General features: G+C 69.0%; 17 protein-coding genes. 11 read left to right on the top strand and 6 right to left on the bottom strand.

Annotated features, from left to right (window positions below; all coding sequences use genetic code 11):
• Positions 1–21 precede the first annotated feature (21 nt).
• Genes KBY78_RS00085 through rlmN form a run of 3 tightly spaced genes read left to right on the top strand, consistent with a single transcriptional unit; the run spans position 22 to position 5,329 of the window.
• The gene (locus KBY78_RS00085) at positions 22–4,083 is read left to right on the top strand and encodes a DNA-directed RNA polymerase subunit beta' (protein ID WP_255141794.1); all 4,062 of its coding nucleotides are present in this window, start codon (positions 22–24) and stop codon (positions 4,081–4,083) included.
• 5 nt (positions 4,084–4,088) lie between these two features.
• Entirely contained in the window at positions 4,089–4,244 is a 156-nt protein-coding gene (locus tag KBY78_RS00080; protein ID WP_006172016.1) for a hypothetical protein, read from the top strand.
• Positions 4,241–5,329, top strand: a complete 1,089-nt coding sequence (gene rlmN / locus KBY78_RS00075; protein WP_255141793.1) for a 23S rRNA (adenine(2503)-C(2))-methyltransferase RlmN — start codon at positions 4,241–4,243, stop codon at positions 5,327–5,329. Before KBY78_RS00080 ends, rlmN begins: the two co-directional genes overlap by 4 nt.
• A 34-nt stretch (positions 5,330–5,363) precedes the next feature.
• On the opposite strand, the gene KBY78_RS00070 is transcribed toward rlmN, so the two are convergent.
• Positions 5,364–6,668, bottom strand: coding sequence for an AmpG family muropeptide MFS transporter (locus tag KBY78_RS00070; RefSeq protein WP_255141792.1), 1,305 nt, complete (start codon positions 6,666–6,668; stop codon positions 5,364–5,366).
• An 80-nt stretch (positions 6,669–6,748) separates the two neighbouring features.
• Between KBY78_RS00070 and KBY78_RS00065 the strand changes: the two genes are divergently transcribed.
• From KBY78_RS00065 to KBY78_RS00040, 6 genes are read left to right on the top strand one after another with little or no spacing between them, the layout of a single operon-like run.
• Positions 6,749–6,874, top strand: coding sequence for a hypothetical protein (locus KBY78_RS00065; protein ID WP_006172013.1), 126 nt, complete (start codon positions 6,749–6,751; stop codon positions 6,872–6,874).
• 5 nt (positions 6,875–6,879) lie between these two features.
• Positions 6,880–7,704, top strand: coding sequence for a HEAT repeat domain-containing protein (locus KBY78_RS00060; protein ID WP_006172012.1), 825 nt, complete (start codon positions 6,880–6,882; stop codon positions 7,702–7,704).
• 60 nt (positions 7,705–7,764) lie between these two features.
• On the top strand, positions 7,765–7,977 hold the full coding sequence (locus KBY78_RS00055; protein ID WP_006172011.1) for a DUF2997 domain-containing protein: 213 nt from the start codon (positions 7,765–7,767) through the stop codon (positions 7,975–7,977).
• 28 nt (positions 7,978–8,005) lie between these two features.
• Positions 8,006–8,398, top strand: coding sequence for a DUF1257 domain-containing protein (locus KBY78_RS00050; protein ID WP_006172010.1), 393 nt, complete (start codon positions 8,006–8,008; stop codon positions 8,396–8,398).
• Positions 8,391–8,780, top strand: a complete 390-nt coding sequence (locus KBY78_RS00045) for a ferredoxin (RefSeq protein WP_006172009.1) — start codon at positions 8,391–8,393, stop codon at positions 8,778–8,780. Before KBY78_RS00050 ends, KBY78_RS00045 begins: the two co-directional genes overlap by 8 nt.
• Positions 8,777–9,985, top strand: coding sequence for an aldo/keto reductase (locus KBY78_RS00040; protein WP_399215000.1), 1,209 nt, complete (start codon positions 8,777–8,779; stop codon positions 9,983–9,985). The genes KBY78_RS00045 and KBY78_RS00040 overlap by 4 nt, the downstream gene beginning before the upstream one ends.
• A gap of 6 nt (positions 9,986–9,991) precedes the next feature.
• On the opposite strand, the gene rsmG is transcribed toward KBY78_RS00040, so the two are convergent.
• Complete coding sequence (gene rsmG / locus KBY78_RS00035) at positions 9,992–10,726, bottom strand: 16S rRNA (guanine(527)-N(7))-methyltransferase RsmG (protein ID WP_255141791.1); 735 nt, start codon at positions 10,724–10,726, stop codon at positions 9,992–9,994.
• Positions 10,727–10,782: 56 nt separating this feature from the next.
• Here rsmG and KBY78_RS00030 point away from each other — a divergent pair, with 56 nt between their 5' ends.
• Both KBY78_RS00030 and KBY78_RS00025 read left to right on the top strand, forming a co-directional pair.
• On the top strand, positions 10,783–11,379 hold the full coding sequence (locus tag KBY78_RS00030) for a J domain-containing protein (protein WP_255141821.1): 597 nt from the start codon (positions 10,783–10,785) through the stop codon (positions 11,377–11,379).
• A complete protein-coding gene (locus tag KBY78_RS00025) occupies positions 11,306–11,572 on the top strand; it encodes a DUF3143 domain-containing protein (protein ID WP_255141790.1) in 267 nt (88 codons plus the stop codon). Before KBY78_RS00030 ends, KBY78_RS00025 begins: the two co-directional genes overlap by 74 nt.
• Positions 11,573–11,597: 25 nt before the next feature.
• On the opposite strand, the gene bioA is transcribed toward KBY78_RS00025, so the two are convergent.
• From bioA to KBY78_RS00005, 4 genes are all read right to left on the bottom strand, one after another.
• Positions 11,598–12,866: an adenosylmethionine--8-amino-7-oxononanoate transaminase gene (bioA, locus tag KBY78_RS00020; protein ID WP_255141789.1), complete on the bottom strand. Its 1,269-nt coding sequence runs from the start codon at positions 12,864–12,866 to the stop codon at positions 11,598–11,600.
• Positions 12,867–12,885: 19 nt separating this feature from the next.
• Positions 12,886–13,041, bottom strand: a complete 156-nt coding sequence (locus KBY78_RS00015; RefSeq protein ID WP_006172003.1) for a hypothetical protein — start codon at positions 13,039–13,041, stop codon at positions 12,886–12,888.
• Positions 13,038–13,676: a dethiobiotin synthase gene (bioD, locus tag KBY78_RS00010; protein WP_255141788.1), complete on the bottom strand. Its 639-nt coding sequence runs from the start codon at positions 13,674–13,676 to the stop codon at positions 13,038–13,040. Before bioD ends, KBY78_RS00015 begins: the two co-directional genes overlap by 4 nt.
• A partial coding sequence (locus KBY78_RS00005) for a methyltransferase domain-containing protein (protein WP_315856612.1) occupies positions 13,673–14,530 on the bottom strand: 858 nt, incomplete at its 5' end. The genes bioD and KBY78_RS00005, both read right to left, overlap by 4 nt.

Raw genomic sequence — 14,530 nt, 5'->3', positions numbered from 1 at the left:
TCTTCTTTTTCGCTCGCCGCCATGACCTCCCCCCCCTCCAAGCCCAATTCCCAGTACCGCCGCGCTCCCCTGAGCAAGGAACCGCCGCGTTTCCGCAACCGGGAGATCGACAAGAAGGCTCTGCGCAATCTCGTGGCCTGGGCGTACAAGCACCACGGCACCGCTGCCACGGCCTCCATGGCCGACGACCTCAAGGATCTGGGCTTCCACTACGCCACCCAGGCCGCGGTCTCGATCTCCGTGGAAGACCTGCGCATTCCCTTCGAGAAGGCTCGTCTGCTCGAGGAAGCCGAGCAGCAGATCACCGACACCGAAGAGCGCTACCGGCTGGGGGAGATCACCGAGGTGGAGCGGCACACCAAGGTGATCGACACCTGGACCGAAACCAATGAGCGGCTGGTGGAGGAGGTCAAGAAGAACTTCAACGAGAACGACCCGCTCAACTCGGTCTGGATGATGGCCAACTCGGGCGCCAGGGGCAACATGTCCCAGGTGCGTCAGCTGGTGGGCATGCGTGGTCTGATGGCCAACCCCCAGGGAGAGATCATCGACCTGCCGATCCGCACCAACTTCCGCGAGGGCCTCACGGTCACGGAATACGTGATCTCCTCCTACGGCGCCCGCAAGGGTCTCGTGGACACGGCCCTGCGTACCGCCGACTCGGGCTACCTCACCCGCCGGCTGGTGGACGTGGCCCAGGATGTGATCGTGCGGGAGGACGACTGCGGCACCACCCGAGGCATCCCCATCCATGCCGATGAGAAGGGCCGTTTCTTCGCCAAACTCGTGGGTCGTCTGGCGGGTGAGCCCGTGCATGGCTCCGACGGCACCCTGCTGGTCGATCGCGACGGCCAGATCGACAACGAGCTCTCCCGGCTGATCGAGGCCGCTGGCGTCAAGACCGTCGTCGTGCGCTCCCCCCTCACCTGCGAGGCCGCCCGCTCGGTCTGCCGCAAGTGCTATGGCTGGGCCCTGGCCCACAACCAGCTGGTGGATCTGGGCGAAGCGGTGGGAATCATCGCTGCCCAGTCGATCGGTGAGCCCGGCACCCAGCTGACGATGCGCACCTTCCACACCGGTGGTGTGTCCACAGCCGAAACGGGCGTGGTGCGTTCTTCTGTGGCCGGAACCGTTGAATTCGGTCCCAAGGCACGGGTTCGCTCCCACCGCACCTCCCACGGGGTTGAAGCCCAGCTCTCCGAAACCGATTTCACCCTTTCGGTGAAGCCCAGCGGCAAGGGCAAGATTCAGAAGCTCGATATCACCTCCGGTTCGGTGCTGTTCGTCGCCAATGGTGATGAGGTGCCGTCCGACATGGTGCTGGCCCAGATCTCCGCTGGCGCCGCGGTCAAGAAGAGCGTGGAGAAGGCCACCAAGGATGTGATCTGCGACCTGGCGGGTCAGGTGCGCTACGAAGATGTGATTCAGCCCCGCGAGTCGACCGACCGCCAGGGCAACATCACCCTCAAGGCCCAGCGCCTCGGGCGTCTCTGGGTGCTGGCGGGAGATGTCTACAACCTGCCCCCCAACGCCCAGCCCGTGGTCAAGGGCAACACTGCCGTCACCACCGGTGAGGTGCTGGCGGAGAGCCGTCTGGTGAGCGAGCAAGGTGGTTCGGTGCGCTTGCGCGATTCCACCGGCGATTCCCGCGAAGTGCAGATCGTCACCGCCAGCCTCACGCTCAAGGACTGCAAGCTGGTGGGTGAATCCACCCATTCCGGTGAGATCTGGCACCTCGAGGGCAAGGACAACATCCGCTACCTGCTCAAGACCCAGCCGGGCAGCAAGATCGGCAGTGGTGAGGTGATCGCCGAGCTGGCCGATGACCGCTTCCGGACTCAGACCGGTGGTCTGATCAAGTACGCCCCAGGCCTCTCGATCAAAAAAGCCCGCTCCGCCAAGAATGGCTACGAGGTGTCCAAGGGCGGAACAGTGCTCTGGATTCCCCAGGAAACCCACGAGATCAACAAGGACATCTCCCTGTTGATGATCGAAGACGGCCAGTGGATCGAGGCCGGCACGGAGGTGGTCAAGGACATCTTCAGCCAGACGGCCGGGATCGTGACCGTGACCCAGAAGAACGACATCCTGCGCGAGATCATCGTGCGCTCGGGAACACTGCATCTCGTCAGCGACGCCAAAATCCACGCCCGCTACAGCGACGATGGTCGCCTGCACAATCCCGGCGAAGAGATCGCTCCCGGCCTGGTGCCTGAGGCCATGGTCTATGTCGAGGCCGTCGACACCCCCGAAGGCGGCGCCCTGTTGTTGCGGCCGGTGGAGGAATACCCCATTCCTGACCAGGCGCACCTGCCCGAGCTGGGCAGCGTCAAGCAGAACGGCGGCCCCTCTCTGGGGCTCAAGGCCACCCAGCGGCTCACTTTCAAGGACGGTGAACTGATCAAATCGGTAGATGGGGTCGAGCTGCTGCGCACCCAGCTGATCCTCGACACCTTCGACACCACCCCCCAGATGACGGTGGATGTGGAGGCTGTCCCCGACAGGCGGGCCAAGACGATCGAGCGCCTGCAACTGGTGATTCTCGAAACCCTGCTGGTTCGTCGCGACACCCTCTCCGATGCCAGCCACGGCTCCACCCACACCGAGCTGCAGGTGGAGGACGGCACCAGCGTCAAGAGCGGCGATGTGGTCGCCACCACCCAGATCCTCTGCAAGGAAGACGGCGTGGTGCAACTTCCCGATCCCGTGGAAGGGGAACCGGTGCGGCGCCTGATCGTCGAGCGTGATGGCGACACCCGTGATCTCGACATCGGCAGCGCCGAGCTGGCCGTGAGCGTGGGCCAGCGTCTGGTCGACGGTGAGCCCCTTGCCAGCGGCATCGAGGCCCCCTGCTGCGGTCAGGTGGAAGCCATCGACGGCAGCCTGATCACCATCCGACTGGGCCGTCCCTACATGGTCTCGCCGGATTCGGTGCTGCACGTGCGCGACGGCGAACTCGTTCAGCGCGGGGATGCCCTGGCGCTGCTGGTGTTCGAGCGCCAGAAGACCGGTGACATCGTCCAGGGTCTGCCCCGGATCGAAGAGCTGCTCGAAGCCCGTCGGCCGCGGGAATCCGCGGTGCTCTGCCGCAAACCCGGCACCGTCACCATCAAGCTGGGCGAAGACGACGACTCGGTCACCGTCTCCGTGATCGAGCACGACGACATCAGCACCGACTACCCGATCCTGCTCGGGCGCAACGTGATGGTGAACGACGGCCAGCAGGTCACGGCCGGTGAAATGCTCACCGACGGTCCGATCAATCCCCACGAACTGCTGGAGTGCTATTTCGAGGACCTCAGGGACCGCAAGCCCTCGATGGAAGCGGCCCAGGAAGCCATCTCCAAGCTGCAGTTCCGCATGGTGCAGGAGGTGCAGAACGTCTACAAATCCCAGGGGGTCACCATCGATGACAAGCACATCGAGGTGATCGTGCGCCAGATGACCAGCAAGGTGCGCATCGAGGATGCCGGTGACACCCCCCTGCTGCCCGGTGAGCTGATCGAGCTGCGCCAGGTGGAGCAGGTCAACCAGGCGATGGCCATCACCGGTGGCGCCCCCGCCGAGTTCACGCCGGTGCTGCTGGGCATCACCAAGGCCTCGCTCAACACCGACAGCTTCATCTCCGCCGCCAGCTTCCAGGAGACCACCCGGGTGCTCACCGAAGCGGCGATCGAGGGCAAGAGCGACTGGCTGCGCGGTCTCAAGGAGAACGTGATCATCGGCCGCCTGATCCCCGCCGGCACCGGCTTCGGTGGCTTCGAGGAGGAACTGCGCGCTGAAGCCGGTCCCCACCCCGACATCCTCGATGAGGAGGCCGGCAGCTACCGCCGCGTGGCCAATCTCCGCCCGGACTACACCGTGGAGATGCCCGCCGCGGCCCCTGTCACCAAGGCGGTGCTTGAGGATCCTTCCGAGGACGAGCTCGATGCGGTCCGGAGCAAGCGGGGCATCGAGGCGGCCGCCAGCTCCTTCGCGGCCTTTGCCAGGCCCACCCAGGAGGAAGGCCTGGAGGAAGAGCTCATCCCCGATCCCGCGGCCGTTGAGGGTCTGCAGGAAGAAGGTCTACTCACGGAGGACTGATTCCCTTGCTGGACCCCACGCTTGTCCCGAAGCGGCGCCTGCCCCGCTTCGGCTTCCACACCCACACCGAACGGCTCAACGGCCGTTTGGCCATGCTCGGTTTCATCGCTCTGGTGGCGGTGGAGCGCTGGCTCGGCCATGGGCTGCTGATCTGGTCGTGATCTCCGCCGCGCCTTCGCCCCAGGCCGTGCCCCTGCTGGGCCTGGGCCTGGGCGAGTTGGAGGCCTGGGCTGTCAGCCAGGGGCAACCCGCTTTTCGTGGCCGTCAGCTCCACGACTGGATCTATGCCAAGGGGGCGCGCCGCCTGGCTGACATCAGCGTGCTGCCCAAAGCGTGGCGCGAGAGCCTCACTGCTGAGGCGGGCCCCGCCGGCGCCGATGCACTCGGCCGCTCCAGGGAACTGCAGCGCAGTGTGGCCAGCGATGGCACCACCAAGTTGCTGCTGGGGACCGCCGATGGCCTCAGCCTCGAAACCGTGGGCATTCCCTCCCGCGATCGCCTTACGGTCTGCGTCTCGAGTCAGGTGGGCTGCCCGATGGCCTGCCGCTTCTGCGCCACCGGCAAGGGAGGCCTGCAGCGCTCCCTGGCGGTGCACGAGATCGTCGATCAGGTGCTTTGCGTGCGCGAGGTGATGGAGCGCCGCCCCAGCCATGTGGTGTTCATGGGCATGGGCGAACCGCTGCTCACGATCGATTCCGTGCTGGGGGCCATTCACTGTCTCTGCACCGACCTGGGCATGGCCCAGCGCCAGATCACGGTGAGCACCGTGGGGGTGCCCAGCACCCTGCCCAGCCTGGCCGAGCTTGCCCTGGAAAGGCTTGGCCGCGCCCAGTTCACCCTGGCGGTGAGCCTGCATGCCCCCGATCAGGGCCTGCGGGAGCAGCTGATCCCCACGGCCCACGCCTATCCGCTGGAGGCGCTGCTCGACGACTGCCGCCGCTACGTGGAGATCACCGGCCGGCGGGTGAGCTTCGAGTACATCCTCCTGGGGGGCCTCAACGACCACCCCCGCCAGGCGGCGGCCCTGGCGGCGCTGTTGCGCGGGTTCCAGAGCCACGTGAACCTGATCCCCTACAACCCGATCGAGGAGGAAGATTTCCAGCGTCCCAGCCCTGAGCGGGTTGAGGCCTTCCGGCGGGCCTTGCTGGAGCGGCATGTGGCCGTGAGCGTGCGAGCCAGCCGCGGTCTCGACGGGGATGCCGCCTGCGGTCAGCTCAGGCGGCGGGCGGCGGCGGCATCACTCTGACCAGCGTCGAGCCTGGGTTTGCCCGACGGTCGCCTCAGGTGGGGTCTTTCGCCGGATCAAAGGCGCCGCGGGGGCCGGCACCGTTCCAGGGGGTCAGTCGCAGCATCAGCAGGAAGGCCGGCAGTGCCGCCGCCACCGTGAACAGGAAAAAGCTGCTCCAACCCACCCGTTCGGCCACCAGCCCGGCCGGAGCGGCCAGGATTGAGCGGCTCAGGGCATAGACCCCGGAGAGCAGGGCGTATTGGGTGGCCGAGAACCTCGGGTTGCAGAGGCTCATCAGCAAGGCCACGAACACCGCTCCCACCATGCCGCCGCCGATGTTCTCCATCCCTACGGCCAGCACCAGTGCGGTCTGGCCGCCACCGAACTGGGCCAGGGCCCAATAGGAGAGGTTGCCGATCGCTCCGATCAGGGCGAACAGCCAGAGCGAGCGGTTCATGCCCAGACGGCTGAACAGCACCCCGCCGAGCACCGTGCCGATCATCGTGGCGGCGATGCCCCAGCCCCCCTGCACCGCCCCGATCAGCCCGGGACTGAACCCCTGCTGAATCAGGAAGGGAACGGCCATCAGGCTGAGCAGGCCATCGGGCCAGCGGTAGAGCAGAACCAGCAGAAGCAACAACGCGGCTCGCCCGAAACCGGTGCGATGCAGGAAATCACGTGCCGGGCCCACCACCGCCTGCCGCAGGCTGGTGACGGGATGCTCGATCGGTGCCAGCCGCGGAGCCGCCAGGGTGAACGGGACCACCGCCAGCAGCAGCGCGGCCGAGGCCAGGAACGCTGCTGGCCAGCCGTAGCGGCCCGCCAGCAGAAAGCCGCCCGCCCCGATCGCCAGCATGGCTCCCCGATAGCCCATGGCCGAAGCGGCCGCTCCGCCACCCCGCTCCGCCGGCGGGAGCAGGTCGGTTCGGTAGGCGTCGACCGCGATGTCCTGGGTGGCGCTGCAGACCGCCAGCAGCACCGCCATCACGCCGATGGCGGTCAGGTTGGCGGCGTCCGTGCCCGGTCGCAGCAGGGCCATGGCCGCAATCACGCCCACCAGGGTGATCTGCAGCAGCAGCAGCCAGCCCCGCCGGCGGTCGGGCCAGGGCAGCGGCCAGCGGTCGAGGGCCGGCGCCCAGAACATCTTCAGGGTGTAAGGCAGTTCCGCCAGGCCGAGCAGACCGATCAGACTCAGGGGCACATTGCTGGCGGCCAGCCATCCCTGCAGCAGCTTGCTGCCCACCATGTAAGGGGTGCCGCTGGCGACCCCCTGGGCCGTCACCGCCACCAGGCGTTGGCGGGGAGCGGAGGCCGCCTCGGCTGCTGCCATGCGCTCGCTGGCTGGTTCGGATGCCAAGGGCCGGACACGACTGGGCGAACCCTACGGAAGTCCGTTGACCCCAGCGTTCAGAATGGGGTACCTCCCAGACCTGTGCCGTGTCGTTCTTCCGCTCCACCTTGCTGCCGGCCGCGATCGTGGTGCTGTTCGGTCTGGCGTTGTTCGCGGTGAGTGCCAGGATCTGGCTGCCGGGTGACATGGCCGCCCCCGCTCCGATCGGCTGAGGGCCATGACCGACCAAGCCAACCCCGATCCAGGCGGTACCCCGCCCCCCTACGCCTACGGTCCGGCCGAGCTGGCCTTCGACCCGGAAATGCTGGCTGGCGAGCTGGCCCAGGAGCTGTTGGGGGATCCGCTCGAAGACCTCGATGCGCTCGAGCCCGCCGAGGCCGACATCGCCGCGGAATGTGACCTGGGGCTGGAGTGGCTCAAGGGAGGCCATGACCAGCGCATGCAGGGGCTGCGCATTTTCTGTGAACACCGCGACCCCCGGGCGATTCCGCTGCTGTTGCCCCTGCTGGAGGCCACCTGCCCGATCCTGCGCATGAGCGCGGTCTATGCCCTGGGCCGCAATCCCGATCCGCGTGCGGTGGCGCCGTTGCTGGCCCTGCTGCAGGACGACAGCAACGGCTACGTGCGCAAAGCGGTGGCCTGGAGCCTGGGCAATTACGCCGAGTCGCCGGTGCTCAACCCGCTGATCAGGGCCCTGCAGAACGACATCGCCGCGGTGAGGTTGTGGGCGGCGGGGTCCCTGGCGGATGTGGGCGGCACGGGGGCGGCCAAGGCCGATCAGGCTGCCGCCCAGTTGCTGGTGAGCCTGCGCATCGATTCCGAGCCGGTGGTGCGCAGCAACAGCGCCTGGTCGCTCGGGCGCCTCTACGACCACCTGGTGGATCCTCGCCAGGGGGAACTGGTGGAAACGCTGGTGGCGGTGATGCTCCAGGACGGCGATTCCACGGTGCGGGACGAGGCACGGGTGGCTCTGGAACAGCTGGAGAGTCCGGCGGTGCTGGAGCGGCTGCAGACCCTGGTGGAAGACGGCCTGATCCGCTGAAGCGGCCTCCGGCAGCGGCAGGGGAAGCTGGTTAACATTTGCCCACCTGAGTGAGCCTGGATGGCCCAGACCACCATCCGCTTCCGCATTCGCCCCGATGGGCGAGTGGAGGAGCTTGTGGAAGGCGTCCAGGGTTCAGCCTGCGAGCAGCTCACCGAGCGGATCGAGAACCAGCTCGGTTCGCTGCAGCAGCGCCGCTCCACCTCCGAGGCCTTCCTGGCCGCGGCTCAGGCCGTCACCCCCTCTGTGAGCGTGCACCAGCGTTCCGCCTGAGTTTCACCCGTACCCTTCGGCCGCTCCGATGTCCCACTTCAGCACCGTCAAGACCGAACTGCGCGACCGCGCTGCCCTGCTGGAGGCCCTGCGGGACCTCGGCCACGAACCCGAGCTGGGAGAGCGGCCGGTGCGTGGGTACCGCGGCCAGACCGTGCTCGCCGATGTGGCCCTCATCCGCAACGACGGCTGCGACATCGGTTTTCGCTGGAATGCCGAATCCGGCAGCTATGAGCTCGTCACCGACCTGGAGCTGTGGAAGCAGCCGATTCCGGTGGAGCGTTTCCTTGCCCAGATCACCCAGCGCTATGCCTTGCGCCAGGTCCTGGCGGCCTCGGCCCAGGAGGGCTTCCAGGTGAGCGAGCAGACCTCAAGCCTGGATGGCTCGATCGAACTGGTGGTGACCCGCTGGGATGGCTGAGGTCGATCCCTCCCTGGCCTTCGCGGCGCCTGCCCGCTCCAGGGAGCAACCCAGCGGCCATGAGCCGCTGCTGGGGGGCAGTCTGCGCCAGCAGGCCGTCTGGGTCGATGAGGCCGTCTGCATCGGCTGCCGCTACTGCGCCCATGTGGCGGGCAACACCTTCCTGGTGGAGCCGGTCTGGGGGCGTTCCCGGGCGATCCGCCAGGACGGCGACAGCACCGAAACCATTCAGGAGGCGATCGACACCTGTCCGGTCGATTGCATCCACTGGGTGCCCTACGAAGACGTGCCCCAACTGGATGAGCGCCTGCGCTCCCAGGAGCTGCTGCCCCTGGGCTATCCGAGTCAATCCCGGGTTCAGCGCACCTTGCCTCGGCCTTGACGGACGCGCTGCCCTGCCGTCGCTTCGGGCGCACGGATCTGGCCATGCCGGTGCTGTCGCTGGGGGGGATGCGCTATCAGCAGAGCTGGAGCGATCTGCCGGCCGCTGAGATCACGGCCCAGAGCCAGGCCAACCTGCGCGCCACCCTGGGGAAGGCCGTGGCCGCCGGGTTCCATCACATCGAAACCGCCCGCCATTACGGAACGTCCGAGCGGCAACTGGGTGATCTGCTGCGGGAGGTGCCCGATCCCCGGCGCATTCTCCAGACCAAGGTGCCGCCCCATGAGGATCCTGCCCAGTTCGAGGCGGAGCTGGAGCTGAGCTTTGAGCGGCTGCGCATCGAGCGGCTCGATCTGCTCGGCATCCATGGCCTCAACCTGCCCGAGCATCTGGAGCAGACCCTGCGGCCCGGCGGCTGCCTCGACGTGGTGCGGCGCTGGCAGGCTCAGGGCCGCATCGGCCATGTGGGCTTCTCCACCCACGCGCCCCTGCCGCTGATTCTCGAGGCGATCGCCAGCGATGCCTTCGACTACATCAACCTGCACTGGTACTACATCCGCCAGGACAATCGCCCGGCCCTTGAGGCCGCCCGCCGTCACGACATGGGCGTGTTCGTGATCAGCCCCACCGACAAGGGCGGCCACCTGCACACCCCCTCCGAGCGGATCAGTGAGCTGTGCGCGCCGCTGCACCCGATTGAGTTCAACGACCTGTTCTGCCTGCGCGAGGCGGCGATCCACACGATCAGCGTGGGCGCCGCCGGCCCGGCTGATCTCGACCTGCACCTGCAGGCGGTGGCGCGCCTGCCCGAGGCCGAGTGCTGGCTGGCCCCGGTGCAGGAGCGGCTGGAGCACGCCAGGCTCGAGGCCCTCGGCGCCCGCTGGCTCGAGAGCTGGAGTGATGGTCTGCCCGCCTGGGAGGCCACCCCTGGAGGGCTGAACCTGCCGGTGCTGCTCTGGCTGCACAACCTCCTGGAGGCCTGGGACCTGGAGGGGTATGCCCGCGCCCGCTATGGCCTCCTGGGCCAGGGGAGCCACTGGTTTCCCGGCGCCAATGCCGAGGCCCTCGACCGGGAGGTGAGCGAAGCTGACCTGCTGGCGGTGCTGACGGCCAGCCCCTGGGCCGAGCGGATTCCGGCGCTGCTGCGGAGCCTGCGCGAGCGCCTGGGGGGCACCAGCGTCCGTCGGCTGATGGCGGCTGAGTGATCGGGCTCAGGCCAGGGGCTGCTTGGCGGGCAGACCCACGGCCCTGGGGTAGATGGCCGGGCAGGGGGCGCTCGGCTTGAGCACCACCGCGTGGCGTACGCCCCGTCCGCCTGGCAGGTCGATCCGCTCCACCCGCTCCACTTCGGCGCGCAGGCTGGTGGCGGCCCGCTCCAGGCAGGCCAGATCCTCTGGGCTCCACTGGCCTCGGTAGAGCAGGGCCCGGCCGCTGCTGTTGAGCAGGGGCACCAGGTACTCCGCCACCACCGGGGCTGCGGCCACGGCCCGGGCCATGGCCCAGTCCTGGCGGCCGCGGCAGCTGCGGGCCTGACCGGTGGCCTCCGCCCGCTCCCAGCGCACCTGCACCCGCTCGCCCAGCCCCAGGCTGGCGGCCATGGCCTTCACCGCCTCCGCCTTGCGCCCGACGGAATCCACCAGGGTGAGGCGGGCGGCCGGCAGGGCGATCGCCAGGGCCAGCCCGGGGAAGCCGCCGCCTGTGCCCACATCAAGGCAGCGCAAGGGCTGAGATGGGGTGTTGAGCTGGTCGCGCCAGGGCCAGAGGCTGTCGTACACCTGGGCGATCCAGTAGTCGTCGCCATCGACCAGACGGGTGAGGTTGAGGCGGGCGTTCCAGTGGCGCAGTTGCTGCTGCAACGCCATCAACAGCTGCAGCTGCTCGGGGGTGGGCTCCCAGCCCAGGCTGTCCCAGAGGCCAGCTGGAACCGGATCGGCGGGGGCCGTCATCACTGCAGCACCGTTGGTGGAGCTCTCTAGGATCACCCAACCATGGCGCGTGGTTGGTGGCAGGCGGCGAGCACCCGGTCACGGGCCCATCCCTCTACGCGTTGCTTGGCTTGCCGAGCACGGCCACGCCCCAGGACCTGAGGCAGGCGTTCCGCTCCCTCAGCAAGCTGTATCACCCCGACACCACCACCCTGCCGCTGGCCGAGGCCCAGGACCAGTTCCGCCGGCTGCAGGAGGCCTACCTGGTGCTGGGCGATCCCCAGCGGCGCTCCGCCTACGACAGCCAGCTGCGCCTGGCCCTGCTGCAGCGCGTCGAGGCTCTCAGCCCACCGGCTGCTGAGCTGCGTCGCCCCGTTTCCGTGCGGCGGGCGTTTTCGGGGGGGGAATGGTTCGCGCTGATGCTGCTGGCCCTCGCCCTGCTCTTCAGCCTGGTACTGGGGCTGGGCCTGGCCTGGTGGCGGGGGGTGGAGCTGGTCACCCAGCCCCCGCTCAGCACTCCGATCAGCGCTCCGGCCAGTGACCCGGCCAGTGATCCGATCGAGCGGCACACTGAAGGCACCACCGCAGGCCTGCCCGGGGATGAGCTCCTTACCCCCCCTACAGACGCCCCTCTACAACTACCCGCTGCCGGCGCTGGAGCAGTGGCTGAATGATCTGGGCGCCTGCCGGGACCGCTCCGAGCCCTGCCTCTGGGACCTGAAGCAGCCCTCCTGGAGTGCTCGCATCGAGCTGGAGGTGGAGGAACTGAAGGTGAGCTGGGAGCAGGACGGCAGCGTCACGGTGCGCCTGTTCCCCTACGGCCTCAGCCGCGCTGATGTGGAATCGGCGATTCTGGCGGGCCCCTGAGGCACGGGCTTCCGCGCAGCGAGCCTCAGCTGAGCTGATCGAGGCCTGAGCGGATCACGGCGTAGCACTGCTGCAGCTGGCGGTCGCTGAGGCAGAGCGGCGACAGCAGATAGACAACATGGCCCAGGGGCCGCAGGAACACCCCGGCCTCGAGGGCGTGGCGCTGCAGCTGGAGGCCGGCGGGATGGAGATAGCCGGGCCGCTCCACCGCCAGGTCGAAGGCGGCGATGGTGCCGCACAGCCGCGGCCGCTGCACCAGGGGGTGGCCTGACAGGGCCTGCAGATGGGGCCGGTGGCGGGCCTCGAAGCCTTCGTGGAGCGCGGGCTGGTGCAGCAGCAGATCCAGACTGGCGTTGGCGGCGGCGCAGCCGAGCGGATTGGCCGTGAAGCTGTGGCCGTGATACAGGGTGTGGCTGGGGTCGTCGCTGATGAAGCCCCGGTAGATCCGCTCGCTCGCCAGGGTGACGCCCATCGGCAGGAAGCCACCGGTGAGGCCCTTGGAGAGGGCCATCAGATCGGGGCGGATGCCGGCCCGCCCGCAGGCGAAGAGAGCACCGGTGCGGCCGAAGCCGGTCATCACCTCATCGGCGATCAACAGGGCGCCGGCCTGACGCACCCGCTGCTCCAGCTCACGCAGGAAGCGCTCGCGCACCATCGCCATGCCGCTGGCCCCCTGCACCAGCGGCTCGAGGATCACCGCGGCGGTGGGCAGCTCCAGCAGCCGCTCCAGGGCCGCCAGGGCCTCGGCTTCCTTGACCTCCACGTCTGGATCGTCCCACCAGGTGGCGGGCCAGGGGGCGCGGGCCACCGGCGAGAGCAGGGGCTCGAACGGCGCCGAGAACAGGGAGCGCTCCCCCAGGGCCATGGCCCCGAAGGTGTCGCCGTGATAGGCCCCCTCGAAGGCGATCAGCTGACGCCGCTCGGAGCCCTGGTTCCGCCACCACTGCCAGGCCATCTTCAGGGCCACCTCCACGGCGGTGGAGCCGTCGTCGGAGAAGAAGAGCCGCTCCAGCCCGGAGGCGGCGCTGAGCCGCTCGGCCAGACGCTCGGCGGGGGGATGGCGGAAGTTGGCGAAGATCACCTGCTCAAGCCGCAGGGCCTGCTCCGCCACGGCAGCGGCGATGCTGGGCTCGCCATGGCCGTGCAGGGTGACCCACCAGCTGCTGATGGCATCGATCAGCTCACGGCCGTCGTCGAGTTTGAGCACGGCGCCGCGGCCGGCCACCGCCCGCAGGGGTGGATCGGCCCGGGCCACCTGGGTGGTGGGGTGCCAGAGATGGGGATCCCAGCTCAAGGGTTGGCGGGTGGCTGAATCAGCGGCACCGCTTCTCCAGGCGGGCCGTTTCGGAGGCCCAGGGTCCGCAGTTGAACCAGTGCACCATCCCGAGCTCCACATCGGTGAAGAGCACCAGAATGCCGCCGCAGAGCAGGGCCACCGATGCGCTGACCAGCAGATTGCCTCGTGTCATCGGGCCAGGTTACGGGCCAGGCCGCTGGCCTGCCAGTGCTCGGCGAGGGCGTTGCGATCAAGCCGCGGCAGGGGGGGCAGGCAGGTCAGCACCGGCGCCCCGGTCATGGCCTCCAGGGTGCGGGGATTGTCGGGGTGGAGGGGGCCGTTGAGCACCAGGCCCAGCAGGGGGATACCCCTGGTGCGCAGGGCTTCCACCGAGAGCAGGGTGTGGTTGAGGGTGCCCAGGCCGCTGCGGGCCACCAGCAGCACCGGCAGGCCCCAGCGGCGGATCTGATCGATCTGGAGGCTGTCGAGGCGCAGGGGCACCAGCAGGCCGCCGGCGGTTTCCACCACCAGCGGACCGCTCACCTGGGGCAGCGCCAGCCGCTCCAGTTCGATCGGCCGCTGCTCCAGCTCACCGGCCCAGTGGGGCGAGACCGGATGGCTGTAGCGGTAGGCCTCTGGTAGGAGGCGCAAGGCGGCTTCGGCGGGGGTGAGCCCGAGCATGGCCGCGACCCTGGCCGTGTCGCCCCCCTCCTCCAGGCCGCACTGCACCGGCTTCCAGTAGTGCGCTCCAAGCCCCTGCACCAGCAGGGCGCTCACCACGGTCTTGCCCACATCGGTGTCGGTGCCGCAGACCACCAGGCGTGTCAAGGCTTCAGCTCCATTGAGGGTTGATGGCCGAGCAGCAGCAGCACCTCCCAGCTCAGGCGCTTGTGGCCGTCGCTTTCGCGGGGCCAGTGGCTCTCCAGCCGCCGCCAGGCCCCCACCCCCAGGGGTGCGGCGGTGGTGCTGCCGGCACCCACGGCCCCGATGGGCCGCAGCAGGGCCCGGCCACTGGGGCCGCTCTGGCTGAAGCGCAGGGTCGTGGCCAAGCGCAGCTCAAGGGATTGGGCGGCCACGGCCAGCAAGCGGGACCGCTCGGGCAGGGCCAGGGCGGTGCAGTGCACGCCGGCGGCGGCGGCCGCCTGGCGCCACTGGGGGAAGCTGCCGGCGGTGGGAACGGCCAGCCCCAGCCAGCCGCCCGGCGCCAGGGCCTCGCACCACTGGCGCAGGCTGGCGGCGGGATCCTCCAGCCAGTGCAGCGCGAAGCTCGACACCAGCAGCGCCGCCCTGTTCAGGCCCGCGGGCAGGCCGTCGTTGAGGTCCCAGAGGAGCTGGGGCGCTGAAGCACCAGGCGAGACCAGGCCAGCCCGGGCGCGGCCTTGGCGGGCGTCCTGCTCCAGCAGGGCCGCGCAGGCATCGAGGCGCAGCAGGCTCAAGCCGGGGCGTTGCTGCTCCAGGGCGCTGCTGAGCAGCCCGGTGCCGGCCCCCAGATCCGCCATTGGGCCGGCTGGGAGGGGCAGGTTGCGGCAATGGCGGGCCAGCCGCCAGGCCACGGCCCGCTGCAGGCTGGCGGCGGCGTCGTAGTGGCGGGCACGGCGGCTGAAGGCCAGCCGCACCCGCTGGGCCATCGAGGGGGCTGAGCGGAGCAGGAGCATCAGCAGCCGGCCTCCAGCCAGTTCAGG

Origin of the sequence: Synechococcus sp. EJ6-Ellesmere, from assembly GCF_024345875.1 — a bacterium.
GTDB classification, from domain to species: Bacteria; Cyanobacteriota; Cyanobacteriia; order PCC-6307; family Cyanobiaceae; genus Regnicoccus_A; species Regnicoccus_A antarcticus.
Note: the sequence above shows the minus strand (reverse complement) of the source record. Positions and strands in the feature narration are given on the sequence as shown.

Excerpts from the sequence above, each read along its gene's own strand:
- rsmG (WP_255141791.1), bottom strand. The coding sequence starts at position 10,726 with ATGACGGCCCCCGCCGATCCGGTTCCAGCTGGCCTCTGGGACAGCCTG.
- KBY78_RS00055 (WP_006172011.1), top strand. The coding sequence starts at position 7,765 with ATGGCCCAGACCACCATCCGCTTCCGCATTCGCCCCGATGGGCGAGTG.
- KBY78_RS00015 (WP_006172003.1), bottom strand. The coding sequence starts at position 13,041 with ATGACACGAGGCAATCTGCTGGTCAGCGCATCGGTGGCCCTGCTCTGC.
- KBY78_RS00050 (WP_006172010.1), top strand. The coding sequence starts at position 8,006 with ATGTCCCACTTCAGCACCGTCAAGACCGAACTGCGCGACCGCGCTGCC.
- KBY78_RS00085 (WP_255141794.1), top strand. The coding sequence starts at position 22 with ATGACCTCCCCCCCCTCCAAGCCCAATTCCCAGTACCGCCGCGCTCCC.
- KBY78_RS00060 (WP_006172012.1), top strand. The coding sequence starts at position 6,880 with ATGACCGACCAAGCCAACCCCGATCCAGGCGGTACCCCGCCCCCCTAC.
- KBY78_RS00045 (WP_006172009.1), top strand. The coding sequence starts at position 8,391 with ATGGCTGAGGTCGATCCCTCCCTGGCCTTCGCGGCGCCTGCCCGCTCC.
- KBY78_RS00025 (WP_255141790.1), top strand. The coding sequence starts at position 11,306 with ATGAGCTCCTTACCCCCCCTACAGACGCCCCTCTACAACTACCCGCTG.